General features: G+C 65.7%; 16 protein-coding genes. 13 read left to right on the top strand and 3 right to left on the bottom strand.

From position 1 onward, the window contains the following. The first annotated feature begins 73 nt into the window (after window positions 1-73). Complete coding sequence (locus tag BHK69_RS03585; RefSeq protein WP_158516153.1) at window positions 74-688, top strand: GNAT family N-acetyltransferase; 615 nt, start codon at window positions 74-76, stop codon at window positions 686-688. A gap of 140 nt (window positions 689-828) precedes the next feature. On the opposite strand, the gene BHK69_RS03580 is transcribed toward BHK69_RS03585, so the two are convergent. Continuing rightward, the gene (locus BHK69_RS03580) at window positions 829-1,542 is read right to left on the bottom strand and encodes an AprI/Inh family metalloprotease inhibitor (RefSeq protein ID WP_244548388.1); all 714 of its coding nucleotides are present in this window, start codon (window positions 1,540-1,542) and stop codon (window positions 829-831) included. Between the two features lie 169 nt (window positions 1,543-1,711). On the opposite strand from BHK69_RS03580, the gene BHK69_RS03575 reads away from it, so the two are divergent. Then, window positions 1,712-2,101 carry a RidA family protein gene (locus BHK69_RS03575; RefSeq protein WP_069688909.1) on the top strand — a complete coding sequence of 130 codons (390 nt, stop codon included), beginning with the start codon at window positions 1,712-1,714 and terminating at the stop codon, window positions 2,099-2,101. A gap of 389 nt (window positions 2,102-2,490) precedes the next feature. Here BHK69_RS03575 and BHK69_RS03570 read toward each other — a convergent pair whose 3' ends face one another. Together BHK69_RS03570 and BHK69_RS03565 are read right to left on the bottom strand one after the other, a co-directional pair. Further along, the gene (locus BHK69_RS03570) at window positions 2,491-3,687 is read right to left on the bottom strand and encodes an IS256 family transposase (protein WP_069688908.1); all 1,197 of its coding nucleotides are present in this window, start codon (window positions 3,685-3,687) and stop codon (window positions 2,491-2,493) included. 478 nt (window positions 3,688-4,165) lie between these two features. Next, window positions 4,166-5,752 carry an OpgD/OpgG family glucan biosynthesis protein gene (locus BHK69_RS03565; protein WP_069688907.1) on the bottom strand — a complete coding sequence of 529 codons (1,587 nt, stop codon included), beginning with the start codon at window positions 5,750-5,752 and terminating at the stop codon, window positions 4,166-4,168. A gap of 295 nt (window positions 5,753-6,047) precedes the next feature. On the opposite strand from BHK69_RS03565, the gene BHK69_RS03560 reads away from it, so the two are divergent. The 11 genes from BHK69_RS03560 (at window position 6,048) to BHK69_RS03510 (ending at window position 20,852) form a co-directional block, all read left to right on the top strand. Then, the gene (locus tag BHK69_RS03560; protein WP_069688906.1) at window positions 6,048-6,611 is read left to right on the top strand and encodes a glyoxalase superfamily protein; all 564 of its coding nucleotides are present in this window, start codon (window positions 6,048-6,050) and stop codon (window positions 6,609-6,611) included. A gap of 565 nt (window positions 6,612-7,176) precedes the next feature. Next, complete coding sequence (locus tag BHK69_RS03555) at window positions 7,177-8,322, top strand: type III PLP-dependent enzyme (protein WP_069688905.1); 1,146 nt, start codon at window positions 7,177-7,179, stop codon at window positions 8,320-8,322. A gap of 300 nt (window positions 8,323-8,622) precedes the next feature. Beyond that, entirely contained in the window at window positions 8,623-9,189 is a 567-nt protein-coding gene (locus BHK69_RS03550) for a GNAT family N-acetyltransferase (RefSeq protein WP_069688904.1), read from the top strand. 560 nt (window positions 9,190-9,749) lie between these two features. After that, on the top strand, window positions 9,750-11,000 hold the full coding sequence (locus BHK69_RS03545; RefSeq protein ID WP_069688903.1) for an ABC transporter substrate-binding protein: 1,251 nt from the start codon (window positions 9,750-9,752) through the stop codon (window positions 10,998-11,000). Window positions 11,001-11,159: 159 nt separating this feature from the next. After that, a complete protein-coding gene (locus tag BHK69_RS03540) occupies window positions 11,160-12,047 on the top strand; it encodes a helix-turn-helix transcriptional regulator (protein ID WP_069693344.1) in 888 nt (295 codons plus the stop codon). Then, a complete protein-coding gene (locus BHK69_RS03535; RefSeq protein WP_069688902.1) occupies window positions 12,040-13,050 on the top strand; it encodes a branched-chain amino acid ABC transporter permease in 1,011 nt (336 codons plus the stop codon). Before BHK69_RS03540 ends, BHK69_RS03535 begins: the two co-directional genes overlap by 8 nt. Window positions 13,051-13,052: 2 nt before the next feature. Continuing rightward, window positions 13,053-14,138, top strand: a complete 1,086-nt coding sequence (locus tag BHK69_RS03530; RefSeq protein ID WP_069688901.1) for a branched-chain amino acid ABC transporter permease — start codon at window positions 13,053-13,055, stop codon at window positions 14,136-14,138. Continuing rightward, window positions 14,135-14,923, top strand: a complete 789-nt coding sequence (locus BHK69_RS03525; RefSeq protein WP_069688900.1) for an ABC transporter ATP-binding protein — start codon at window positions 14,135-14,137, stop codon at window positions 14,921-14,923. Before BHK69_RS03530 ends, BHK69_RS03525 begins: the two co-directional genes overlap by 4 nt. Next, the gene (locus BHK69_RS03520) at window positions 14,916-17,174 is read left to right on the top strand and encodes an ABC transporter permease (protein ID WP_069688899.1); all 2,259 of its coding nucleotides are present in this window, start codon (window positions 14,916-14,918) and stop codon (window positions 17,172-17,174) included. The genes BHK69_RS03525 and BHK69_RS03520 overlap by 8 nt, the downstream gene beginning before the upstream one ends. A gap of 41 nt (window positions 17,175-17,215) precedes the next feature. Further along, complete coding sequence (locus BHK69_RS03515) at window positions 17,216-18,064, top strand: phosphoenolpyruvate hydrolase family protein (protein ID WP_069693343.1); 849 nt, start codon at window positions 17,216-17,218, stop codon at window positions 18,062-18,064. 28 nt (window positions 18,065-18,092) lie between these two features. Then, complete coding sequence (locus BHK69_RS03510; protein WP_069688898.1) at window positions 18,093-20,852, top strand: flotillin family protein; 2,760 nt, start codon at window positions 18,093-18,095, stop codon at window positions 20,850-20,852. Window positions 20,853-20,856: the final 4 nt, after the last annotated feature.

Below are 20,856 nucleotides of genomic sequence, written 5' to 3'. Positions count from 1 at the left end.
TGATGTCCGAGTTAGGGAAGACACGCCTCCTGGTCGGTAGCGCAGCGATTTCGCGCTGTTACAGGAGATGACATTGGCAAGTTCCAAACAAGCCGGCGCTGTGACCGGCCATGGTGAAATCCGCCGGCTCTGGCCCACGGAACGCGACCTCTTCACCGCCCATCTGCTCCGGCTCGACGCGGTGACGCGGCGCGAGCGTTTCGGCACGGCCGTGAACGATGATTTCCTCGTCAACTATGCCGCCACGACCTTCGGCGTCGGCGGGCTCGTCTATGCTTATGTCGAAGAGGGCGAGGTTCGCGGCGCGGCTGAATTGCGCGGGCTGGATGACATCGCCACCCAGACCGGCGAGGCTGCCTTCAGCGTCGAGAAGGCCTGGCGCCGGCGCGGGCTCGGCGAGCAATTGTTCAGCCGCCTGATCACGGCCGGGCGCAATCGCGGCATCCGCACGCTCTACATGACCTGCCTGCCGGAGAATGCGGCGATGCGCCGTCTCGCGCGCAAGTTCGAGGCCGATCTCGTCGGCGGCTACAACGATGTCGAGGGCTCGATCGCGACCGGAGCGCCGACGCCCTTCACCATCCTCGACGAGGCCTTCGACAACGCCAAGGGCTTTGCCACGCTGGCGCTGTCGCTGCAGCGCAAATTCTGGCGGCCGGCGTTTTTCGGGCGCTCCTCGCGCGCCTGACCGGCTCGCGCCGCCAGAGCATTTCCCTATCGTCATTGCGAGCGCAGCGAAGCAATCCAGGGGCCGCCGAGCGAGACCTTCTGGATTGCTTCGCTGCGCTCGCAATGACGGCTAGGGCGAAGCCCGAATATCGATCAGACCTAGCGGTTGAGCGAGAGCGCGGCGCCCGATTTCGTCACGGCGCCGTTCATCGCGCCGCCATCGCTGGCGCGCAGGCGCGCAACCACCGAGCCGCCCTGCTGATAGAGATAGACCTCGCCGTCGCGATAGTCCCAGGCGGTGACCTTCTGCAGGTCGCGATTGGCGCAGCCGGCTGCGTTGGCGCGGTAGAGGTCGAGCGCGGGCGCGCTCGAGAGCTGGACCTTGCAGGAGCCGCCGGTGGCTTCGCGCGCCGTCCAGTTGCCGACGACGCCATCGCGCGACGAAACCGCGCCGCGCGCCGGGCCGGCGCCACCGCCCAGGGTGGCGACCTGGCCACCGCCGCCACGCAAGGTCGGCACCTCGCCGGGCTGGGCGGATGGCGGCGCGGCCGTGACTGGCGCGCCGGCATTGGGATTGTAGTAGGGGTCCTGCGGCGGCGGCAAGGCGCCGCCGGGCGAGGCCGGCGCGGAGGCTGTCGGATAGCCGCCCGGCGGGGGCAGCGGCTCCGAGGTCACGGGCCCCGAGCTGATCGGCGGCGCCGATTGCAGCGGCGGCGGATCGTAGGTCGGCATGCCTGATCGGCCAGGTCCGTCCAAGCTGAAACGCTGCGAGCCCGCACAAGCGGTCAAGGCGAGCAGGGGCACGAGGCCGGCGGCCTTGAGGAACATGGCCGCGCCTGCGCTGCGAGGCCTGCCTGCGGTCTTGGTCGTCATGCGGCGTTCCATCCGATCATCATTCTGCACGTCTTGTCTCCGATCATGGCCACGCCGGCTGAACATGGCATGAGCAGGAGATTGTCGCGCGCCTTTTACAGCATCAGACCGAATATCGTATTCGGTCTGATGCTGTAAAACTCTCGCCGCCTGCCTGGAGACCTTTGCCATGAAGCCGCTTGCGCCGTCCACGATCGCCAAACCCTTCGCCCGCTACAGCCATGGCGTCGAAGTGCCGGCCGGCCAGCGGCTCGTCTTCTGCTCGGGCCAGCTCGGCATCGCCCCGGACGGGACGGTTCCAGACGATGTCCGCGCCCAGGCCGATCTCTGCTTTTCCAATATCGCGGCAATCCTTGGCGAGGCCGGCATGACGCTGGCCGATATCGTCCGCATCAACGCTTATGTCACCGACCGCGCCCATATGAAGGGCTATATGGAAGCCCGCGACGCTCATGTCGGTTCGCCGCCGCCGGCCTCGACGCTGATGATCGTCTCGGGCTTCACGTTGCCGGCGTTCAAGGTCGAGATCGAGGTCGTCGCAGCAGCTTCGGACGGCTGAGAGCGGCAGCGCGAAATCCCCGCTTCGCGTTTCCGCTGCGGTTGGCGAGGGGCTGGCGGAGCGCCGCGAGGCGCGTTGGTATAAATCCGCATCCATTGAGCCAGGATGCGGTGCGGAGGAATTGAGTCACCCTCCGTGCGTCTCGTGGCGCTCCGCCTCCAGCGATTTCAGTCTCCGGGCCGCGCTTCTTCAGCTCTCCGGTTCCAGTCCCGCTTGCCTCGATGCCAGTTCGGCTGATCGCTTTGCCGCGTCTCAGCTCACGAAATCTGTCCCGTCTAACCTCCCAGCGAGTTCCTCGCGCAGGGGCCGTAGTATCCCGAAGGCGGTGCCCCGAGGCCTCCCGGGTTGTGTGCGTCAAGTTCTGCAAAATGGGTTGGCTGTGACGGCGGTCATGCGGCTTGTCTGAGGGCGGTTTTCTTGTGCTCTCTGAGGTCGTCCATGTTGAGGTATCGGTTTGCCTCCATCCAGTTTTCGTGGGTTTCGACGGCGAGCGCGCGCACGAGGCGCAGGCAGCTTTCTGTGTTGGGGAAGATGCGCACGACATAGGTCCTTCGGCGGATTTCCTCGTTGAGGCGTTCGAGCATGTTGGTGCTCTTGAGGTGCTTGTGGTGCTGCCTCGGCAGCCTGAAGAAGGTCAGGGTCTGCTCGATGGCATCCTCGGCCCAGCCGGTCAGGCGCGGATAGCGCGACGACCATTTGGCCAGCCATGCGGCGAGATCGGCCTTGGCCTCGGCGAGATCGCGGCGATCATAGATCCAGCGCAGCTCCTGGAGGCAGTCGTCGGCGTGCTTGCGCGGCAGATGGTCAAGCGCATTGCGCAGGAAGTGGACATAGCAGCGCTGCCAGGCCGCCTCGGGCAGGACCTCGCCGATCGCCTTGACCAGGCCGGGGTGATCATCGGAGACGACGAACTCGACGCCCTTGAGGCCGCGCGCCTTGAGGCCGACGAGGAAGTCGCGCCAAGCTGAACGGCTCTCGCGGTTGGCCATCTCGACGGCGAGGATCTGGCGCCGCCCGTCCCAGTCGATGCCGACCGCAATCAGCACGGCCTGGCTCATGACGACGCCGGCCTCGCGCACCTTCTCGTAGCGTGCGTCGAGGATCAGATAGGGGAAGGGTTCGGCCAGCAGGCGCTCGGCAAAGGCCTTCAGGCTCTCGTCGAGGCGTTTGTTGATCGCGCTGATCGCCGAGGCCGAGAAGGCGTGGCCGCACAGCTCCTCGGTGATCGCCTTGACCTTCCGCGTCGAGACGCCCTGCACATACATCTCCGCCAAGGTCGCCACCAAGGCCCGCTCCGAGCGCTGGTAGCGCTCGAACAGCTCGGTCGAGAAACGCCCGTCCCGATCCTGCGGCACACGCAGCTCGAGCTTGCCGACACGTGTCACCAGCGTGCGGCCATAGGAGCCCGAACGATAGCCGAGGCGGCCCTCGCTACGCTCGCCCTTCGCCGCTCCCACGGCCTCGGTCATCTCTGATTCAAGAACCTCCTGCAGCACGGCTCTGACGACATCGCGCAAACCATCAGGGTGCTGCGAGAAAAGCTCTTTCACGGCGGCAATCGCGGGCTTAGCCTCGCTTCTGGTCATGGTGGGGCTCCGGCTGGAGTGAGGTGACGTCGAACATCACCAACCTGCCATGGCCAACCTCAGATTTTGCAGAACTCCCTGCACACTACCGCCTCCCGGGAGGGGGGCGTGCCGCCCCCTTCCCGCAGGCGCCGCCCCCATCCCCGCCAACGGCATACCTCGCGATGGCTGCCCCTCGGGGACGAGGTGCGAGCATCATACGCCCGCCCGAGAGACCGGGGATAAGTTTTCGTGGGAACCGCGACGGAGAACCCTTCTCCCGGATGGGAGAAGGGCAGGGATGAGGGTGTGCCGTTGATTATTGAGGTGCGACTTCGCCGCAGCGCCGGTTTCATCCCGACAGCACAGGGAGGAAGCGGAACCGCTTGCGCAGGCTGGTTATCTGGCCTGCCCTCATCCCTGCCCTTCTCCCACACGGGAGAAGGGTTCCCCGCGCTCTTCCGCTTCCCTTCTTGTTCCGACCATGACGTTCCCTTGCTCAGCTTTCCGCCCGCCAGGGATAGCTCCAGGTCTCCGTCAGGGTCTTCTCGCCGCTCTTCAGGAAGGCGCGCATCTCCGCGACCTGGCCGGGCTCGACGACGATGTCGATGAAGGCGCGGAAGCCTTGCGTCTTGGGGTTGGGCACGATGAAGGCACGGTCGATGCGGCCATAGGCGATCGAGGGCACGATCTCGACCTTGTCGGGCTGGCGCAGATGGTATTCGAGGTCACCACCGGCGAAATCGACGATGAAGCGGCGGGCGCCCTCGGTGACCGGTTCGCCAGAGCCGAGCGCCTTGGGCTTGGCCTGATAGGTGTTGATGATGCGCCCGCCGGGATGCAGATCGGCTGAATCGAGCATCGCGGTCAGCTTGTAGCCGAAGGAGAATTCGCGGCCGGGTTCGAGCGGCGCCTTCGGAGCCCAGAGCGCGACGACATTGTCGTTGGTCTCGTCGGTCGTCGGCAGTTCGACCAGTTCGACGACGCCCTCGCCCCAATCGCCCAGCGGCTCGATCCAGTAGGACGGTCGCAATTCGTAGCTCAGGTCGAGATCCTGATAGTGCTCGAAGGCGCGGTCGCGCTGCATCAGGCCGAAGCCGCGCACATTGCGCTCGACGAAGGAGGAGACCGCCTGCTGGCGCGGGTTGCGCAGCGGGCGCCAGATCCATTCGCCGGTGCCGGAATGGATCATCAGCCCGTCGGAATCATGCAGCTCGGTGCGGAAATCGTCATGGAAGCGGCGGTCGTTCTCGCCAGTGAAGAACATCGAGGTCAAAGGCGCGAGGCCGAGCTTTTCGATGGGCTTGCGCGGGAACAGGGTGACGGCGATGTCGACCACGCTGTCGACGTCGGGGTAGATGTGGAAGCGATAGGCGCCGGTGACGGAGGCGGAATCGAGCAGGGCGTAGACCGTGACGCGGTCGGCATTGGCGGCGGGCGCCTCGACCCAGAACTCCCGGAACATCGGGAACTCCTCGCCGCCGGGCACGCCCGCGCCGATGGTCAGTCCGCGCGCGGAGAGGCCATAGCGCTGCTCGCGGCCAAGGACGCGGAAATAGCTCGCGCCGATGAAGGAGATCAATTCGTCCAGCACGCGCGGATCGTTCAGCGGGTAGTGCAGCCGGAAGCCGGCGAAGCCGAGATTGACCGGCAGCGGCTTCTCGAACTTGACCTTGCCGTAGTCGAACAGGCTGGCGGAGTAGGGCACCGGCGTCGGCACGCCGTCGCGCACCACATTGACCACCACCGGCCGAGTGAACAGGAAACCGGGGTGGAACATCTGCATCCGAAACGGCGAGCCGTTCTGCGCCAGCAGTGCCCGGTCGGGCCGGAAGCGGATATCGCGCCACGAATCGAAGTCGAGCCTCGAGAGCGGCTCCGGCAGCGTCGGGCCGGGTTCATAGGGAACGCCGGAGATCTCGCGGGCACGGCGCACCACCTCATCGAAGCCGAAGCGCGGCTGCGGCGGCGCAGGCGCCGGCTGCTGCGGCTCGGGCTGCTGCGCCAGCAAGGCGGAAGGCGCCGCTGAGAGGCTCAAAAGGGCGGCGAGGCCTGCCAGGATCTGGCGGCGGTCGGTCTGGATCATGTTAGGCGGAAACCCTATCGCGATTGCCTGTGAAGGCGTGTCGAGACAGTGACTTAGGCGATGAATTGGGGCCGGTCTAGGGCATAGGCGCGGCAGCTTGCGGCGCCGCGCGCCGTTGACAATCTCGCAGGCGGATTTCTACTCTTTCGTCCTGGCCGGATGCAGCCAGCCGCTCGCGCCCGCAAGGGTATGGTGAATGCATCCAGATCCCGTTCCTGATCCCGCTCGATCCGGTGGACGTCATCAGCAAGGCGAGCCCTGATCGCTGCGTCCGCCGACGAGAAGGATCACTAGGATGCGCAGCTTTCGCGATGCGAAGCTTATGGCCAAGTCTCTTCGCGAGACCCTGGCCGCTCGACAAATCCCGCTTTCCCACTCCGAGACGCTCGAGATCGTCGCCCGCCAGTTCGGCTATGACGACTGGAACGTGCTCGCCGCCAAGATAGGCGAAGCTGGTGTAGTGCCGGCTGGCGAGGGCGCCGCTGCCGACGGCGTCAGCCTGCAGATGGGCATTCCGATCCTGCGGATCTTCGATATCGAGAAGGCCAGGGAGTTCTATCTAGGCTTCCTCGGCTTCAGCCTGGATTGGGACCATCGCTATGGCGAGAATTTCCCGATCTACATGCAGCTCTCGCGCTCCGGTCTGAAGCTGCATCTCTCCGAGCATCACGGCGATGCCAGCCCGGGCTCGACCGTGTTCGTCTGGATGCAGGGCGTCGATGCTTATCGCGCCGAGCTGATCGGCAAGGGCTACGCCTATTCCAAGCCCGGAATCCAGGAGGAGGGGCCGGGCGGGCGCATGCTCGAAGTGCCGGACCCGTTCGGAAACCGCATCCGCTTTTGCGAGAAGCGGGCCTGAGTTCTTCGCGGGAAAGACGAACGCGGCCTGCTGACCGCGTTCGTCAAAAATCCGAGGCGCAAAAATCCGAGGCGAGGGTCAAAAAAAACTTGTAGTCGCGGTCCGCAATCCGTATATCGCGTTCACCCAATTCGCACGTGCCTGTGGCCGCGTGTCAGTCGGTGGGCATCCGGACAAGAGGCCGGACAGCCGCCAGGTGTTGGAGACGGATGGAGGGGGATGGATATCCCCTCAAATCACGCTCCCGGTTCCTCCCAAGGGAACTGTCACCGAACAGCGACTGGCAGCCGGAGGCGAAACCGGCGAACCCCGAATCTCCACGGGGGACGCAGCTTAAAGCAACGACGGAACGGGCTTTTTTTGGTCTCGCTGGTCCTCCAAAGACCAGCACCGAAGAGGCTTGTCCTTCATTGCCGGGCGTGCGGGGTCTCCCCAAGCGACGGTTATCAGAGTCCGGACTTAGTTGTTCGGCTGTTCTCGGCGTCTCCATCGCGCCTTGAATCGCTGACGGCTTAGCCGGCTTCACGTCGCATCGGCGCCGCTTGCGCCGGAGGAGTAGCGTCTCATGACCGAGCGCATCCGTGAATTCCTTCGCACCCGCCGTGAGGATGGGCCCTGCGTCGTCATCGACCTCGATGTCGTGCGCGAGAACTATCATGCCTTCTCGCGGGCTCTCCCCGACACGCGCGTGTTCTACGCCGTGAAGGCGAATCCCGCGCCGGAAGTGCTTGGGCTGCTGGCCAAGCTCGGCTCCTGCTTCGACTGCGCCTCGGTCGTCGAGATCGAGCTCGCGCTCGCGGCCGGCGCGACCGCCGACCGGATCTCCTTCGGCAACACGATCAAGAAGGAGCGCGACGTCGTGCGCGCCATGGAGCTCGGCGTGCGCCTCTTCGCCGTCGACTGCACGGCCGAGGTCGACAAGGTCTCCCGTTCGGCCGAGAAGGTCGGCGTGGCGGATGCGCGCATCTTCTGCCGCATCCTCTGCGACGGCGCCGGCGCCGACTGGCCGCTCTCGCGCAAGTTCGGCTGCGTGCCCGAAATGGCCGCGGACGTGCTCGAGCACGGCCATCGCCTGGGCCTGACCGCCTATGGCATCTCGTTCCATGTCGGCTCGCAGCAGGCGAATGTGAACGCCTGGGATTCCGCCCTGGCCTCGGCCTCGGCGGTCTTCAAGGAATGCGCCACCCGCGGTCTCTCGCTGTCGATGGTCAATCTCGGCGGCGGCTTCCCGGCGCGCTACCTGAAGCCGATTCCGGGCGTGCCGTCCTATGGCGATGCGATCTTCCGGGCGCTGTCGAAGCATTTCGGCAACCAGCTGCCCGAGACGATCATCGAGCCGGGCCGCGGCATGGTCGGCGAGGCAGGGTTGATCGAGGCGGAGGTCGTGCTGATCTCGAAGAAGGCCGAGAGCGACGATGTGCGCTGGGTCTATCTCGATATCGGCAAGTTCAATGGTCTCGCCGAGACCATGGACGAGGCGATCCGCTACCCGATCCGAACCGCCCGCGACGGCGATGCGACGGTGCCTTGCGTGCTGGCCGGCCCGACCTGCGATTCGGTCGACGTCATGTACGAGAAGACCCCGTACATGCTGCCGTTCAGCCTGGAGATCGGCGATCGCGTGCTGATCGAGGGTACGGGCGCCTATACGACGACCTATTCGGCCGTCGCCTTCAACGGCTTCCCGCCATTGAGGCAATACGTCATCTGACGCGGAGCATGATGCCGAAAAGTGGGAACCGGTTTTCGGACCACATCATGCACCTGAACTAGGCGCGCGGCTTAGACCCGCGCCCCTCACCAATCGGGTCCGGCGAAGCGCCCTGCCATGAGCGGCAGGCCGCCCGCAATTCGGGCGGAGCGTCCGCGCCTCCAGAAGGGAGCGCCGCGGCCGTGGCTCCCGCCGGACCCTCTTCCACACATCCCTTTTAGTCTTGTGGCCGCGTTCGCGCGGCGCCGGGAAGGTCTGCGCAGCCTTGGCTGTCTCGGGCGCTCCGGCCGGAGGTGCGTCATGATCACGATCCGCGAGGAAATCCCGTCCGATGCCGTGGCCCGCGAGGCCCTGCTCGATCTGTGCCTCGGCGAGCGCCGGGCCGCGAAGTCGAGCGAGCGCCTGCGCGAGGGCCGGCTGCCGGCCCAAGATCTCGCCCTGATCGCCGAGTGCGACGGCGAAGTCGTCGCGACCGTGCGGCTCTGGCATGTCGAGGCCGGCGGCGTCCCGGCGCTGCTGCTCGGGCCGCTGGCCGTCGCGCCCACGCTGCAGGGCGAAGGCGTCGGCAAGGCGATGATGCGGGACGCGATCTGGCGTGCGGCCTGCCGTGGTCATGGCGCGATCCTGCTCGTCGGCGATGCGCCCTATTACGAGCGCTTCGGCTTCTCGGACGCGTTGACGCGTGATCTCGCCATGCCAGGCCCGGTGGAGCGCGAGCGCTTCCTCGGGCTCGAATTGCGCGAAGGCGCACTCGCCGGCGCCAGGGGCATGCTGACCGCGAAAGGCTGTTTGGACGCCGCGCCGGTCTTGGCCGCGCCGGTCTTGGTCGTGCCGGTCTTGGCGGAGCCGATCCGGCGCGCCGCCTGATCAGGTTCTGGAGCATTTTCGAGCGAAGTGGACACCGGTTCGCGTGAAGAAAATGCGATAAAACAAGGAAGGCAGTGCATTTCCACGACGGAAATGCTCTTAGGGGCTCCTGTTCGGTCCGGCTCTGGAAGCCGGATCTCTCGCTCTGTATTGCTCTGAGCGAAACTCGCAAGATCGCCAAAATAAAGACAGGATATCTGGTTGAGAAAGTGCGATTAAATCATAATTGCGTCGGCATCAAATATTTGTGATTTTGGAAAAATTTTGATTTCAGGTCTATTTTTTGTAATACTACTCTACAGATGTAGGCGACCGTTCGGCTTCGATGAAATTTTGTATTATTGATCTGGCATTAGGATGGGTTTTCACAAGCGTCTGGGTTATCGCCGCATCCGGCTCGGGCGAGAAAGTCCGGCATCAAAAAGCAGACCCTGAGCAATGTCCGCGACCTTGGCAGTAGGGTGCCATGTGCTACTTTCCCCCTAGAGCGGATCGAAAAGCCGCCATCGGCCTCGCCGTTGAAACCTTCGGCGTGGTTAGACACGCAGGGAGGAAATACGATGCGAAAGGCGCTTTTGACCGCCGTGGCGGTCTGTAGTCTCGTCGCTGCCTCGTCGGTTGCCGGCGCCCAAGAGAAACTCAAGATCGGCATGATGGCGACGCTGTCGGGCGCATTGACGTCGGGCGGTGAGGATGGAGTGCGTGGCGTCCAGGTTGCGTTGAAGCAACTGGGCAACAAGATCGCGGGTCGCGAGGTCGAACTGATCATCGCGACGACCGATGCCAGTCCGGATTCCGCGTTGAGGGCTGCGCGAAAACTCGTCGAGCAGGATAAGGTCCAGGTCATCGTCGGCCCACTCTCGGGTTCCGAAGGCATTGCCATCCGCGACTATTCCAAGACCGTCCCGAACGTGACCGTCGTCGACGGCTCCTCGGGCGCGCTCGAAACCACCTATGTCAACCCGTCGCCGAACTACTTCCGCTTCAACAGCAACGGCGCGATGTGGATGGCGGGGCTCGGCGAGTACGTCTTCAAGGACAAGGGCTTCAAGAAGATCGCTGTGATCGCGGAGGATTATTCCTTCCCCTACACGCAGGTCTTCGGATTTGCGCTCGGCTATTGCAGCGCCGGCGGGCAGATCACCCAGCGGCAATGGGTGCCGCTCGGAACCAAGGATTTCGGTTCGGTCATCGCCAATATCCCCGATGACGTCGATGCGGTGTTCCTGGGTCTCGGTGGTGGCGACGCCGTCAACTTCCTGAACCAGTACAGCCAGACCGGCGGCAACGCGAAATTCGTCGGCGGATCGATCATGGTCGACCAGACCGTGCTTTCGTCGAAGGGCGCGGCCAAGAAGCTCTTGGTCGGCACACCGTCCTCGGGCGGTGTCGCGGATGCCTGGGACGATCCGCGCTGGAAGGCCTGGGTCAAGTCCTATCAAGACGCGTTCCCGCCCGACAAGCGCTTCGCCAGCCCGTCTCTCTTTGCGACCAATTACTACAACGCCTTCACCGCGCTTGCGACGGGGCTGGCGAAGGTCAATGCGGATCTCTCGGACGGTGGCGCAAAGCTGCGCACGGAACTGGCAAAGGTCGAGCTGGACGCGCCCAACGGCAAGATCAAGCTCGACGACGACCGGCAGGCGATAGCGACGACCTTCATCACCGAAGTTGCGGAACTGCCGAATGGCGAACTGACCAACAAGTTCGTTCGCATCGTCCCGAACGTCTCGAAGACGATGGGATTGTCTCCGGAGGCCTTCAAAGCGGTGGGGCTGCCATCACGCACCAATCCGGAATGCAAGAAATAGGCGCGTGAAGACTGCCTGAGGGGATCAACGCGATATGCGCGCCCCTTCGCCCCGTGACGTCCCGGTGCCGGCGCCCCCGATGAAATGCGGGGGCGCATGGAGGGCGGCTTGCCTGATGAGTCCCAAGTCGCACTGCCGGATTTGCTTTCGAGAGGCATCATGAGTCGCGCAGTCGCGGTCTGCCACGGTCCCTTCGGCCGGGTTTCGATCTACGATCTCGACCGGCCGCTGGTGTTGCATGCCCATCGCGAGGCCCATCTGATCTTCTTCCTGGAGGGATCGCGTGGGCTCGTGACCGTGGGTGGCCGTTGCACGCGCGTCGACCCCTTCATGGGCGTTGCCATCAACCCGTGGGAGCCGCATAATTTCCAGCCGGCGAGCGCCGGCCGCTTCGGCCTCTTCCTTGTCGTCTACCTCAGGCCGGAATGGCTTGCAGCCCAAAGTATGACTCCGGCCGGAGGGCTGGTCTTTCCGTCGTCGGAGCTGGTTGTCACCCGCGAGCTTGCCGCCTGGCGCGACAAGGTCGTGGAGATGCTGCTGTCCCCGCGCCGCGATCTCAATCTCGGTCCGGTGCTGATGGCGTTAGCGCAGGCCTCGAGCGAGCCGATCGAGCCGGAGCTTGCCTCCTCCTTCGCCCATCTCGCCCCGGAAGGCGCGCTCGACCGCCGCGTGCTGCGCGCCTGCCGCTTGCTCGAGGACCATCCGAGCTATGACGGCGCGCTCGAAGGTGTCGCCCGCGAGGCCGGGCTGTCGCGCGCCCATTTCTTCAAGCTCTTCCGCCAGCAGGTCGGCGTCACCCCGACGGTCTTCGCCAATACGGTCCGCCTGGATGCTGCGCTCGATCGGCTGGTCTTCTCGCAGGATCCAGTGACACGGATCGGAAATGGCCTCGGCTTCTCGTGCCAGAGCGTCTTCACCCGCTTCTTCACCGCCCATATGGGCATGGCGCCGCGGGACTATCGCCGCGTGCTGCGCACGGTCGGGCCCGCACCCATGCAGGCGGTCCACATGCAGGCGGTCCATCCCATGCGGGCAGCCCATGTCTGATTTCATCGCACGCCGCCCGGTCTGGTCGCTCGTGATTATTTTCGCGGTGGGCATACTGGTCTGGCTGGTGTTCTCGGTCTGGACGCCGGGGTTGGAGGCGGTGCTGGGCCGCAAGCGCGTCTTCCTGAGCGCGCTGTTCAACGGCATCACGCTCGGCGCGCTCTATTTCCTGGTCGCCAGCGGCTTCACCCTGATCTTCGGGCTGATGCGTAACGTAAACCTCGCTCATGGCTCGCTTTATCTGTTCGGCGGTTATCTCGGTTACAGCGTCGGCAATCTCACAGGCTCCTGGCTTCTGGCGCTTCTGGCGGCCTTCATCGTTGTCGGCGTCGTTGGCGTGCTGATGCAGGTGCTCCTGTTCCGCTGGATGGAAGGCCAGGACCTGCGCCAGACGCTTGTCACGATCGGCCTCTCGATCATTTTCGCCGACCTGCTGCTATGGAACTATGGCGGCGACACCTTCCAGGTCACGGCGCCGGACTGGCTCTCCGGTCCCGTTCAGCTGCCCTTCGTCGTCGCGCTGCGCGGCAATGGCGAGGCGGTCATGATGATTTACCCGTTCGTCCGCATCGCCATCCTGATCGGAGCGATCATCGTCGGTGTTCTGATGTGGCTCGCGCTGAACCGGACGCGGGTCGGCATGTTGGTCCGCGCCGGCGTCGATGATCGCGACATGCTCTCGGCCACAGGCGTGCGCGTTCAGCTCGTCTTCGTCATGATCTTCGCTTTCGGCGCCGGGCTTGCGGGACTGGCGGGCGTCATCGGCGGCACCTTCCAGTCGCTGCAGCCGGGCGAGGACACAAAAATCCTGCTGTCCTCGCTCGTCGTCGTCATCGTCGGCGGCATGGGCTCGATCCCCGGAGCCGCGATCGGCGCGCTGATCGTCGGCCTCGCGGAGCAGTTCGGCTCGGTCTACATGCCGACCTATGCCGTGATGCTGACCTTCATCATCATGGTCGCGGTGCTGGCGGTACGGCCGCAAGGCCTGGCGGCGAGGCGCTGACGATGGCCATCGCCGATCTCAACCTCGAGCAGCGCGCTCGCCCCCGGGAGAGCTTCCCGACCTGGCTGGCGCGTCGCGGCACGGCCTTCTGGGTCGTAGGTGTTCTGCTTCTGGCGATGCCGGCGCTCGCGAGTTCGTTCTGGCTCGTCCAGATCATCGCCTATTCAATGATCCTCGGCCTCGTGGCGCTGAGCCTGATGTTCCTCGCCGGCTATGGCGGCATCGTTAGTCTGGTGCAGATGACGGTGGCGGCCTTCGCCGGCTACCTCGTCGCGATCCTCGGCGACAGCGCGATTTCGCAGATCAGCCTGCACTGGCCCTGGTGGATGGCCGCGCCCGTCGCGATCCTGGTCGCGACCCTGTTCGGCACGCTGTGCGGCGCGCTCTCGGTCCGTACCGAAGGCATCTACACGATCATGATCACGCTCGCGATCGCGTCGGCCTTCTACTACCTGACGCTGCAGAACTATACGGTCTTCAACGGCTTCAGCGGCTTCAACGGCGTCAAGCCGCCGGTCTTCCTCAGCATCGACTGGGGCCAGAACCTGCCCTTCTACTATCTGACGCTGGCCTGTTCGATCCTGGCCTATGGCACGGTAGTCTACGTCGCGCGAGCGCCTTTCGGCCTCGCCTTGCAGGGCACGCGCGACAATCCGCGCCGGATGGCGGCACTGGGCTTCGATGTCGTCGCGCATCGCATCGCGGCCTACAGCTTCGCCTCCTTCATTGCGGCTTGCGCCGGCGTGCTGCTGGTCTGGTATCAGCGCCAGATCTCGCCCGGCACGGCCGGCGTCGGCCCAGTCGTCGACATGCTCATCATCGCCGTCGTCGGCGGATTAAGCCGCCCGATCGGACCCTTCATCGGCGCCTTGATCTATGTGCTGCTGCGCACCTTCTCGCTCGATATGCTGGAAGGGGTAGGGCTCGACGGCAAGCGCTATCAGCTCGTGATCGGCCTCGGTTTTCTCGTCATCGTGCTGTTCTCGCCCGACGGCCTGATCGGCATCTGGCAGCGCCTGCGCGAGCGCTATCGTCGGGGCAGCGATGCCCGCGACGCCGGGATGCGTGTCGGCGGAGGCGCGCCATGAGCGCCATCGCGGCACGTGAGGGGCTGGCCTCCGCCGGCTCGGCCAATGCGCTGGAGTTGCGCGGCGTCTCGCGGTTGTTCGGTGCGCTTGCGGCACTGTCGGACATCACCCTCTCGGTCAAGCCTGGCGAGCGCCGCGCGGTGCTGGGCTCGAACGGCGCGGGCAAGACGACGCTGTTCAACTGCATCACCGGGGATTTTTCGCCGAGTACCGGCATCATCCGCTTCTTCGGCGAGGATGTGACGGCCTTCCCGCCGCAGGAGCGCATCCGCCGCGGCCTGCGCCGCACCTACCAGATCTCCTCGCTGTTCGCGGGCCTCTCGGTGCTCGACAATGTCTACCTGGCGTGCCGGGGCGTGTCGCGGAACCGCTTCTCGCTTCTCCGTCCGCGTCGGGACGATGCGCTGATCCACGCAGCCGAAGGTCTGGTCGATGCAGTGCATCTGTCGGCGGTCAAGGATCGTCTGGTCGGCGAACTCGCCTATGGCCAGCAGCGCCAGCTCGAGATCGCGCTCGCACTCTCCGGTGCGCCGCGCTTCATCCTGTTCGACGAGCCGGCGGCGGGCCTGTCGCCGACGGAGCGGCGCGACCTCGTTCATATCCTGACCTCGCTGCCAGGGCATATCGGCTACATCATCATCGAGCACGACATGGATGTGGCGCTGCGCGTCGTCGAAAGCGTGACGATGATGCACAACGGCCGCATCTTCAAAGAGGGGCGTCCGGAGGAGATCGAGTCCGATCCCGAGGTTCAGGAACTCTACCTCGGAGGCGCTCATGGCTGAGCGACTGAAAGCCCCCCCGGCCACCGGCATGCCGATCCTGCAGATTGCCGGCCTCAACGTGTTCTACGGGCGCTCCCATGCGCTGCAGGGCGTCGACCTCACGCTGCACAGCGGCGTCCTCTCCGTCGTCGGCCGCAACGGCATGGGCAAGACGACAATGTGCAAGGCGATCATGGGACTCGTGCCGATCAGCGCCGGCTCCATCCGCTTCTTCGGCCAGGAGATTGCCGGCCGCTCGCCGTCCGAGATTGCCCGCCTCGGCATCGGCTATGTCCCGCAAGGCCGCAGGCTCTGGCGTTCGCTGACCGTCGATGAGCACCTGCGGTTGATGCAGCGCGGCAAGCGCGGGGCCTGGACGCCGGAACGCGTTTACGAGGTTTTCCCGCGCCTCGCCGAACGGCGCAACAATGGCGGCGCGCAGCTCTCCGGCGGCGAGCAGCAGATGCTCGCGATCGGCCGTGCTCTGCTGCTCAATCCGCGCCTCCTCGTCATGGACGAACCGACCGAAGGTCTGGCGCCGGTGATCGTTGCCCATGTCGAGGAGATGCTGGTTCGGCTAGCCGAGCAGGGCGATGTCGCGATCCTCGTGATCGAGCAGAACATCGGCGTCGCCACACAGATGTCCGATCCCGTCGCGATCATGGTCAATGGTCGGGTGAACCGCATCATCGCCTCGGCGACGCTCGCGGGCGATCGCGAGTTGCAGCAGCGCCTTCTTGGGGTCGGCCGCCACGGCCATGACGAGACCGACGGCGCACTGGAGCCCTCAGCCGGCGAGGCCGGGGCCGCCCGTGCCGCGCAGGTTGCATCCGCAGGCCCGACGCGGGTCTACAATGCCAACCCGGTCATCCCGACGCGCTGGTCGCAGCCGGTGCCTGCGGCGCGGATCGAGGCGCAGGCCCGCACCATTTCGCGCCCGACGCTGGCGACGCGCAATGGAGAACCAGTGGGCGCGATCCGGCCGCTCGCGGCCGCCGCGGCCGGGGAACCCTATGTCGTCATTGCCGGCACACTCGACACCAAGGGCGAGGAACTGCGCTACATCCGCGACCTGATCCGGGCCGAAGGGCTGCGAACGAGGCTGGTCGATCTCTCGACGTCCGGCCGCAGCGCTGGCGGCGACGTCACCCCGCAGCAGGTCGCGCTCGCCTCGGCCAGGGGCTCGACCGGCATCTCCGCGAGCGATCGCGGCACGGCGGTCGCAGCCATGACGGAGGCCTTCGCGGCCTGGCTGCCGCGGCAGGAGGGCGTGCTCGGCATCATCTCCGCCGGCGGCTCTGGCGCAACCGCGATGGTGACGCCGGCGATGCAGGCCATGCCCATCGGTCTGCCCAAGCTGATGATCTCGACCATGGCCTCGGGCGACGTGCGCGCCTATGTCGGCGCGAGTGACATCGCGATGATGCATGCGGTCACCGATGTGCAGGGTCTGAACCGCGTCTCGCGTCTTGTGCTCGGCAATGGCGCGCGGGCGGTGGCGGCGATGGCCAAGGCGCGGCTGGCGGACCTCAAGCGCGAGGGCGTGGCGCGCCGGCCTGAGCCAGAGAAGCCGCTGGTCGGCCTGACCATGTTCGGCGTCACGACCCCCTGCGTGCAGCAGGTTGCGAAGCTGCTCGAGCCCGAGTGGGAGCCGCTCGTCTTCCACGCCACCGGAACCGGCGGGCAGTCGATGGAAAAGCTGGTCGATTCCGGTCTCGTCGGGGCGGTCATCGACGTCTCCACCACCGAGATCTGCGACATGCTGATGGGCGGCTTCCTGCCGGCGACCGAAGACCGCTTCGGCGCGATCATCCGCACGCGGATTCCCTATGTCGGCTCGGTCGGCGCGCTCGACATGGTCAATTTCTTCGCGCCCGAGACGGTGCCGGAGCACTATCGCCGCCGCAAGCTCCATCCGCACAACCCGCAAATCACGCTGATGCGGACCACGCCGGAGGAGAATGCGCGCATGGGCCGCTGGATCGGCGAGCGGCTGAACCAGATGGAGGGGCCGGTCCGGTTCCTGATCCCCGAGCGTGGGGTCTCGGCGCTCGATGCGCAGGGCCAGGCCTTCCACGATCCGGCGGCGGATGCCGCGCTTTTTCAAGCGCTGGAGCAGACGGTGCGGACGAGCCCCGGCCGGCAGCTCATTCGCCTGCCGCTCCACATCAATGATCCCGCCTTCGCGGCGGCGCTGGTGCAGCAGTTCCGCTCGCTGCATGCCGGCCGCCGGCGCGAGCGGGCCGGCGGAAGCGTGAGGGCGACGCTGTGACGAGCTTTGACAAGAAGAGCCTGCTCAAGCGCTTCAGGGCCATGATCGCGGCGGGTGAGCCCATTATCGGCGGCGGAGCCGGCACCGGGCTCTCGGCCAAATGCGAGGAGGCAGGGGGCATCGACCTCATCGTGATCTACAATTCCGGGCGCTACCGCATGGCCGGGCGCGGCTCGCTTTCCGGGTTGATGCCCTATGGCGACGCCAATGCCATCGTCATGGAGATGGCGGCCGAGGTGCTGCCGGTGGTGAAGAAAACGCCGGTGATCGCCGGCGTCTGCGGCACCGATCCGTTCCGGCGTATGGACGTCTTCCTCGACGAGGTGAAGCGGATCGGCTTCGCCGGCATCCAGAACTTCCCGACCGTCGGGCTGATCGACGGCGTCTTTCGCAGGAATCTCGAAGAGACCGGCATGGGATACGGGCTCGAGGTCGAGATGGTGGCGCTCGCCAACGCCAAGGGCCTGCTGACGACGCCTTACGTCTTTTGCGAGGCGGACGCGCGCGCCATGGCCAAGGCCGGCGCCGATATCATCGTCTGCCATCTCGGCCTGACGACCGGCGGCGCGATCGGCGCCGGGACGGCGCTTGAGCTGGAAGACTGCCCGGCATTGGTCGATGCCTGGGCGGCAGCCGCGCTTTCCGTGAAGAAGGACGCGATCGTGCTGGTCCATGGCGGGCCGGTCGCCGAGCCGGCCGATGCCGATTTCATCATGAAGAACACGAAGCACTGCCACGGCTTCTATGGCGCCTCCTCGATGGAGCGCCTGCCTGTCGAGATCGCGATCCGCAACCAGACCAGAGCCTTCAAGCAGATCGCGCGCAAGCAAGAGACGACCCGCAAGCCGATGACGAAGAGACCGGCGCGCAAAACCGGCAAGTCGAAATGACCCGATTGACGGGTGGGAGGATGAGGACATGACGGGGCAGCTGATCGGATCGCTGATCCTCTGGCTGATCGTGGCGGTGATTGTCATCGCCATCGTCGTCTATCTGGTGAACTGGCTCTATCGCCGCTCGTCGAAGGAGGTGTCCTTCGTCCGCACCGGTCTCTTCGGCGAAAAGGTTGTGATCAATGGCGGCGCCTTCGTGCTGCCGATCATCCACGACGTCACAGCGGTCAACATGAACGTGCTGCAGCTCGCCGTGACGCGCGCCAATAACGACGCGCTGATCACCCGCGACCGCATGCGCGTCGATATCGATGCCGAGTTTTATGTCCGGGTGCGGCCGCAGCGCGAGGCTGTCGCGATCGCCGCCGCTACGCTCGGTCGGCGCACATTGCAGCCCGACCAACTCAATGCGTTGCTCTCGGGAAAATTCATCTCGGCTCTGCGCACGGTCGCCTCCGAAATGACGATGGAGGAGATGCACGAACAGCGCGGCATCTATGTCCAGCGCGTCAAGGACGCCGCCGCCGAGGCGCTCGACCAGAACGGTCTCGTGCTGGAATCGGTCGCGCTCACCGACCTCGACCAGACCGACCTGCAATACTTCAACCCCTCCAATCGTTTCGACGCCGCCGGCCTGACGCGGATCATCGAGGAGATCGAGGACAAGCGGAAGCTGCGCAACGACATCGAGCAGGACTCGATGATCCGCATCCGCACCCGCAACCTGGAGGCAGAGCGCCAGGCGCTGGACATCGAGCGCGAGAGCGAGGGGGCCAGGCTCGAACAGCAGCGCGAGATCGAGATCAAGCGCGCCGTGCAGCGCGCCGAGATCGCCCGCGAGCGCGCCGCGCGCGACACCGAGGCCGAGCAGGCACAGATCCTGTCGCGTGAGGAGATCGAGAAGTCGCGCATCGCCAATGAGCGCGCCATCAGCGAGGCCCGCATCGCCTCCGAACGCGACATCCGCCAGCAGGAGATCGCTCGCACGCAAGCCGTCGAGGAAGCCGAGATCGCTGCCCGCGAGACGGTCGAGAAGTCCCGCATCGCCAATGATCATTCGATCAATGTCGCGCGCATCGCCTCGGAGCGCGACATCCGGCAGAAGGAGATCGAGCGCACAACGGTTCTGGAAGGAGCCGAGATCGCCGCCCGCGAGTCCACCGAGAAAGCGCGCATTCTGCAGGAGAGCGCGATCAGCTCTGCGCGCATCGCCGGTGAGCAGGATGTCCGCAACCGCGAGATCGAGCGCACCCGGGTGCTGGAGCAGGAGGACATTGCGGCGCGCGAGGCGGTCGATACCGCCCGCATCGCACAGGAGGAGCGCGTGCGCGCGCTCGGCATCGCGCGCAACCGCGCCCTCGACGAGGCCGAGATCTCGGCTCGCGAGGCCGTTGAGAAGGCCCGCATCGCACAGGACGACGTCATCACGGCCGATCGCATTGCACTGGAGCAGCGCAAGAGCCTTCTGGAGATCAAACGCACCGAAGTCGTCGAAGCCGCCGGGATCTCGTCCCGCGAGAAGGTCGAGACGGCGCGCATCAGCCAGGAGCGCATCGTCGCCGGCGAGCGCATCGCGGCCGAACTCTCGACGCGGGAACTGGAAATCGACCGCGAAACCGATCTCGACTCAGCCGAGCTGAAGCGGCGCGACACGGTCGAGCGCCGGCGCATCGCTATCGAACTCGGGCTGGATGAGGAGCGAATCAACTCGGTGAAATCGCGCGAGATGCTGCAGATCGCCCAGAAGAAGGCCGTCGAGGTGGCGGAAGAGGACCGCGCCATCGTTCTCGCCGCCAAGAAGGTCGAGCGCACCGACGCCGACGCCGTCCTGCGGCAAGCCGAGATCACTGCCCGGCAGCAGGTCGAGACCGTCGATATCGCACGCGAACAGGCGCTCGAAACCACCCGCATCGAGCGGCGGCGCGCACTGGAGCAGCTTGAGATCGCGCGCACCCAGGCGCTGCAGGAGGCGCAGATCGCTTCGAACGAGGAGGTCGAGCGGGCCCGCATCTCGTCGGATCGCGGGCTCGACGAGGCCCGCGTCGGGCGTCAGCGCGAGCTGCGCAAGCTCGAAATCAACCGAGAGCGCGAGGTCGAGAGCGCCGCGATGGACAAGGCGATTGCGCTATACACCAAGTCGCTGGAGGAATCCGCCGCCCAGGCCAGCGCCGAGGTCGCCCGCGCCAAGGCGGTCGAGGCCGAGGAGCAGGTCAAGACGGTGCGCGAGAGCGAAGGCGCCAGGCGGCGCAAGACCGTCGAAGTCCTGCTCGCGCAGAAGGCTGCCGAGGAATCCAACATCGCCGCGGAAGCCGACAAGGTCCGTCGCGCCGTCGACGCCGAAGCGCAGAAGCTGCTCTACGAGGCCGAGAACGTGCTCAGCGACGGCGCCCGGTACGGGCTCTTCCGCCGCCGCCTCCTCGACAAGATCGAGGGCATCGTGCGCGAGAGCGTCAAGCCGATGGAGAAGATCGACAGCATCCGCATCCTTCATGTCGATGGGCTCGCCGGCGTCGGCGGGAGCGGAGGCGCCGGGGGCGCGGCGCGCTCGCCCACCGACGAGGTCATCGAATCCGCCCTGCGCTACCGCGTGCAGGCTCCGATGATCGACCAGGTGCTGAAGGAGATCGGCATCGAGGGCGGCAATCTCGCCAAGATGGGCGGGCTGATGCGCGAGGCGTCCGACATGCAGCGCGTCGCCAAGGAAGCGCAGCCAGCCAAGCCCAAGGGAGCCGACACCAGCGGCGGAACCGGTGGCGGCGACGGCACGCCCGAGACGAAGGCTTGAGGAC

It is taken from the genome of Bosea vaviloviae, assembly GCF_001741865.1.
GTDB classification, from domain to species: Bacteria; Pseudomonadota; Alphaproteobacteria; order Rhizobiales; family Beijerinckiaceae; genus Allobosea; species Allobosea vaviloviae.
Note: the sequence above shows the minus strand (reverse complement) of the source record. Positions and strands in the feature narration are given on the sequence as shown.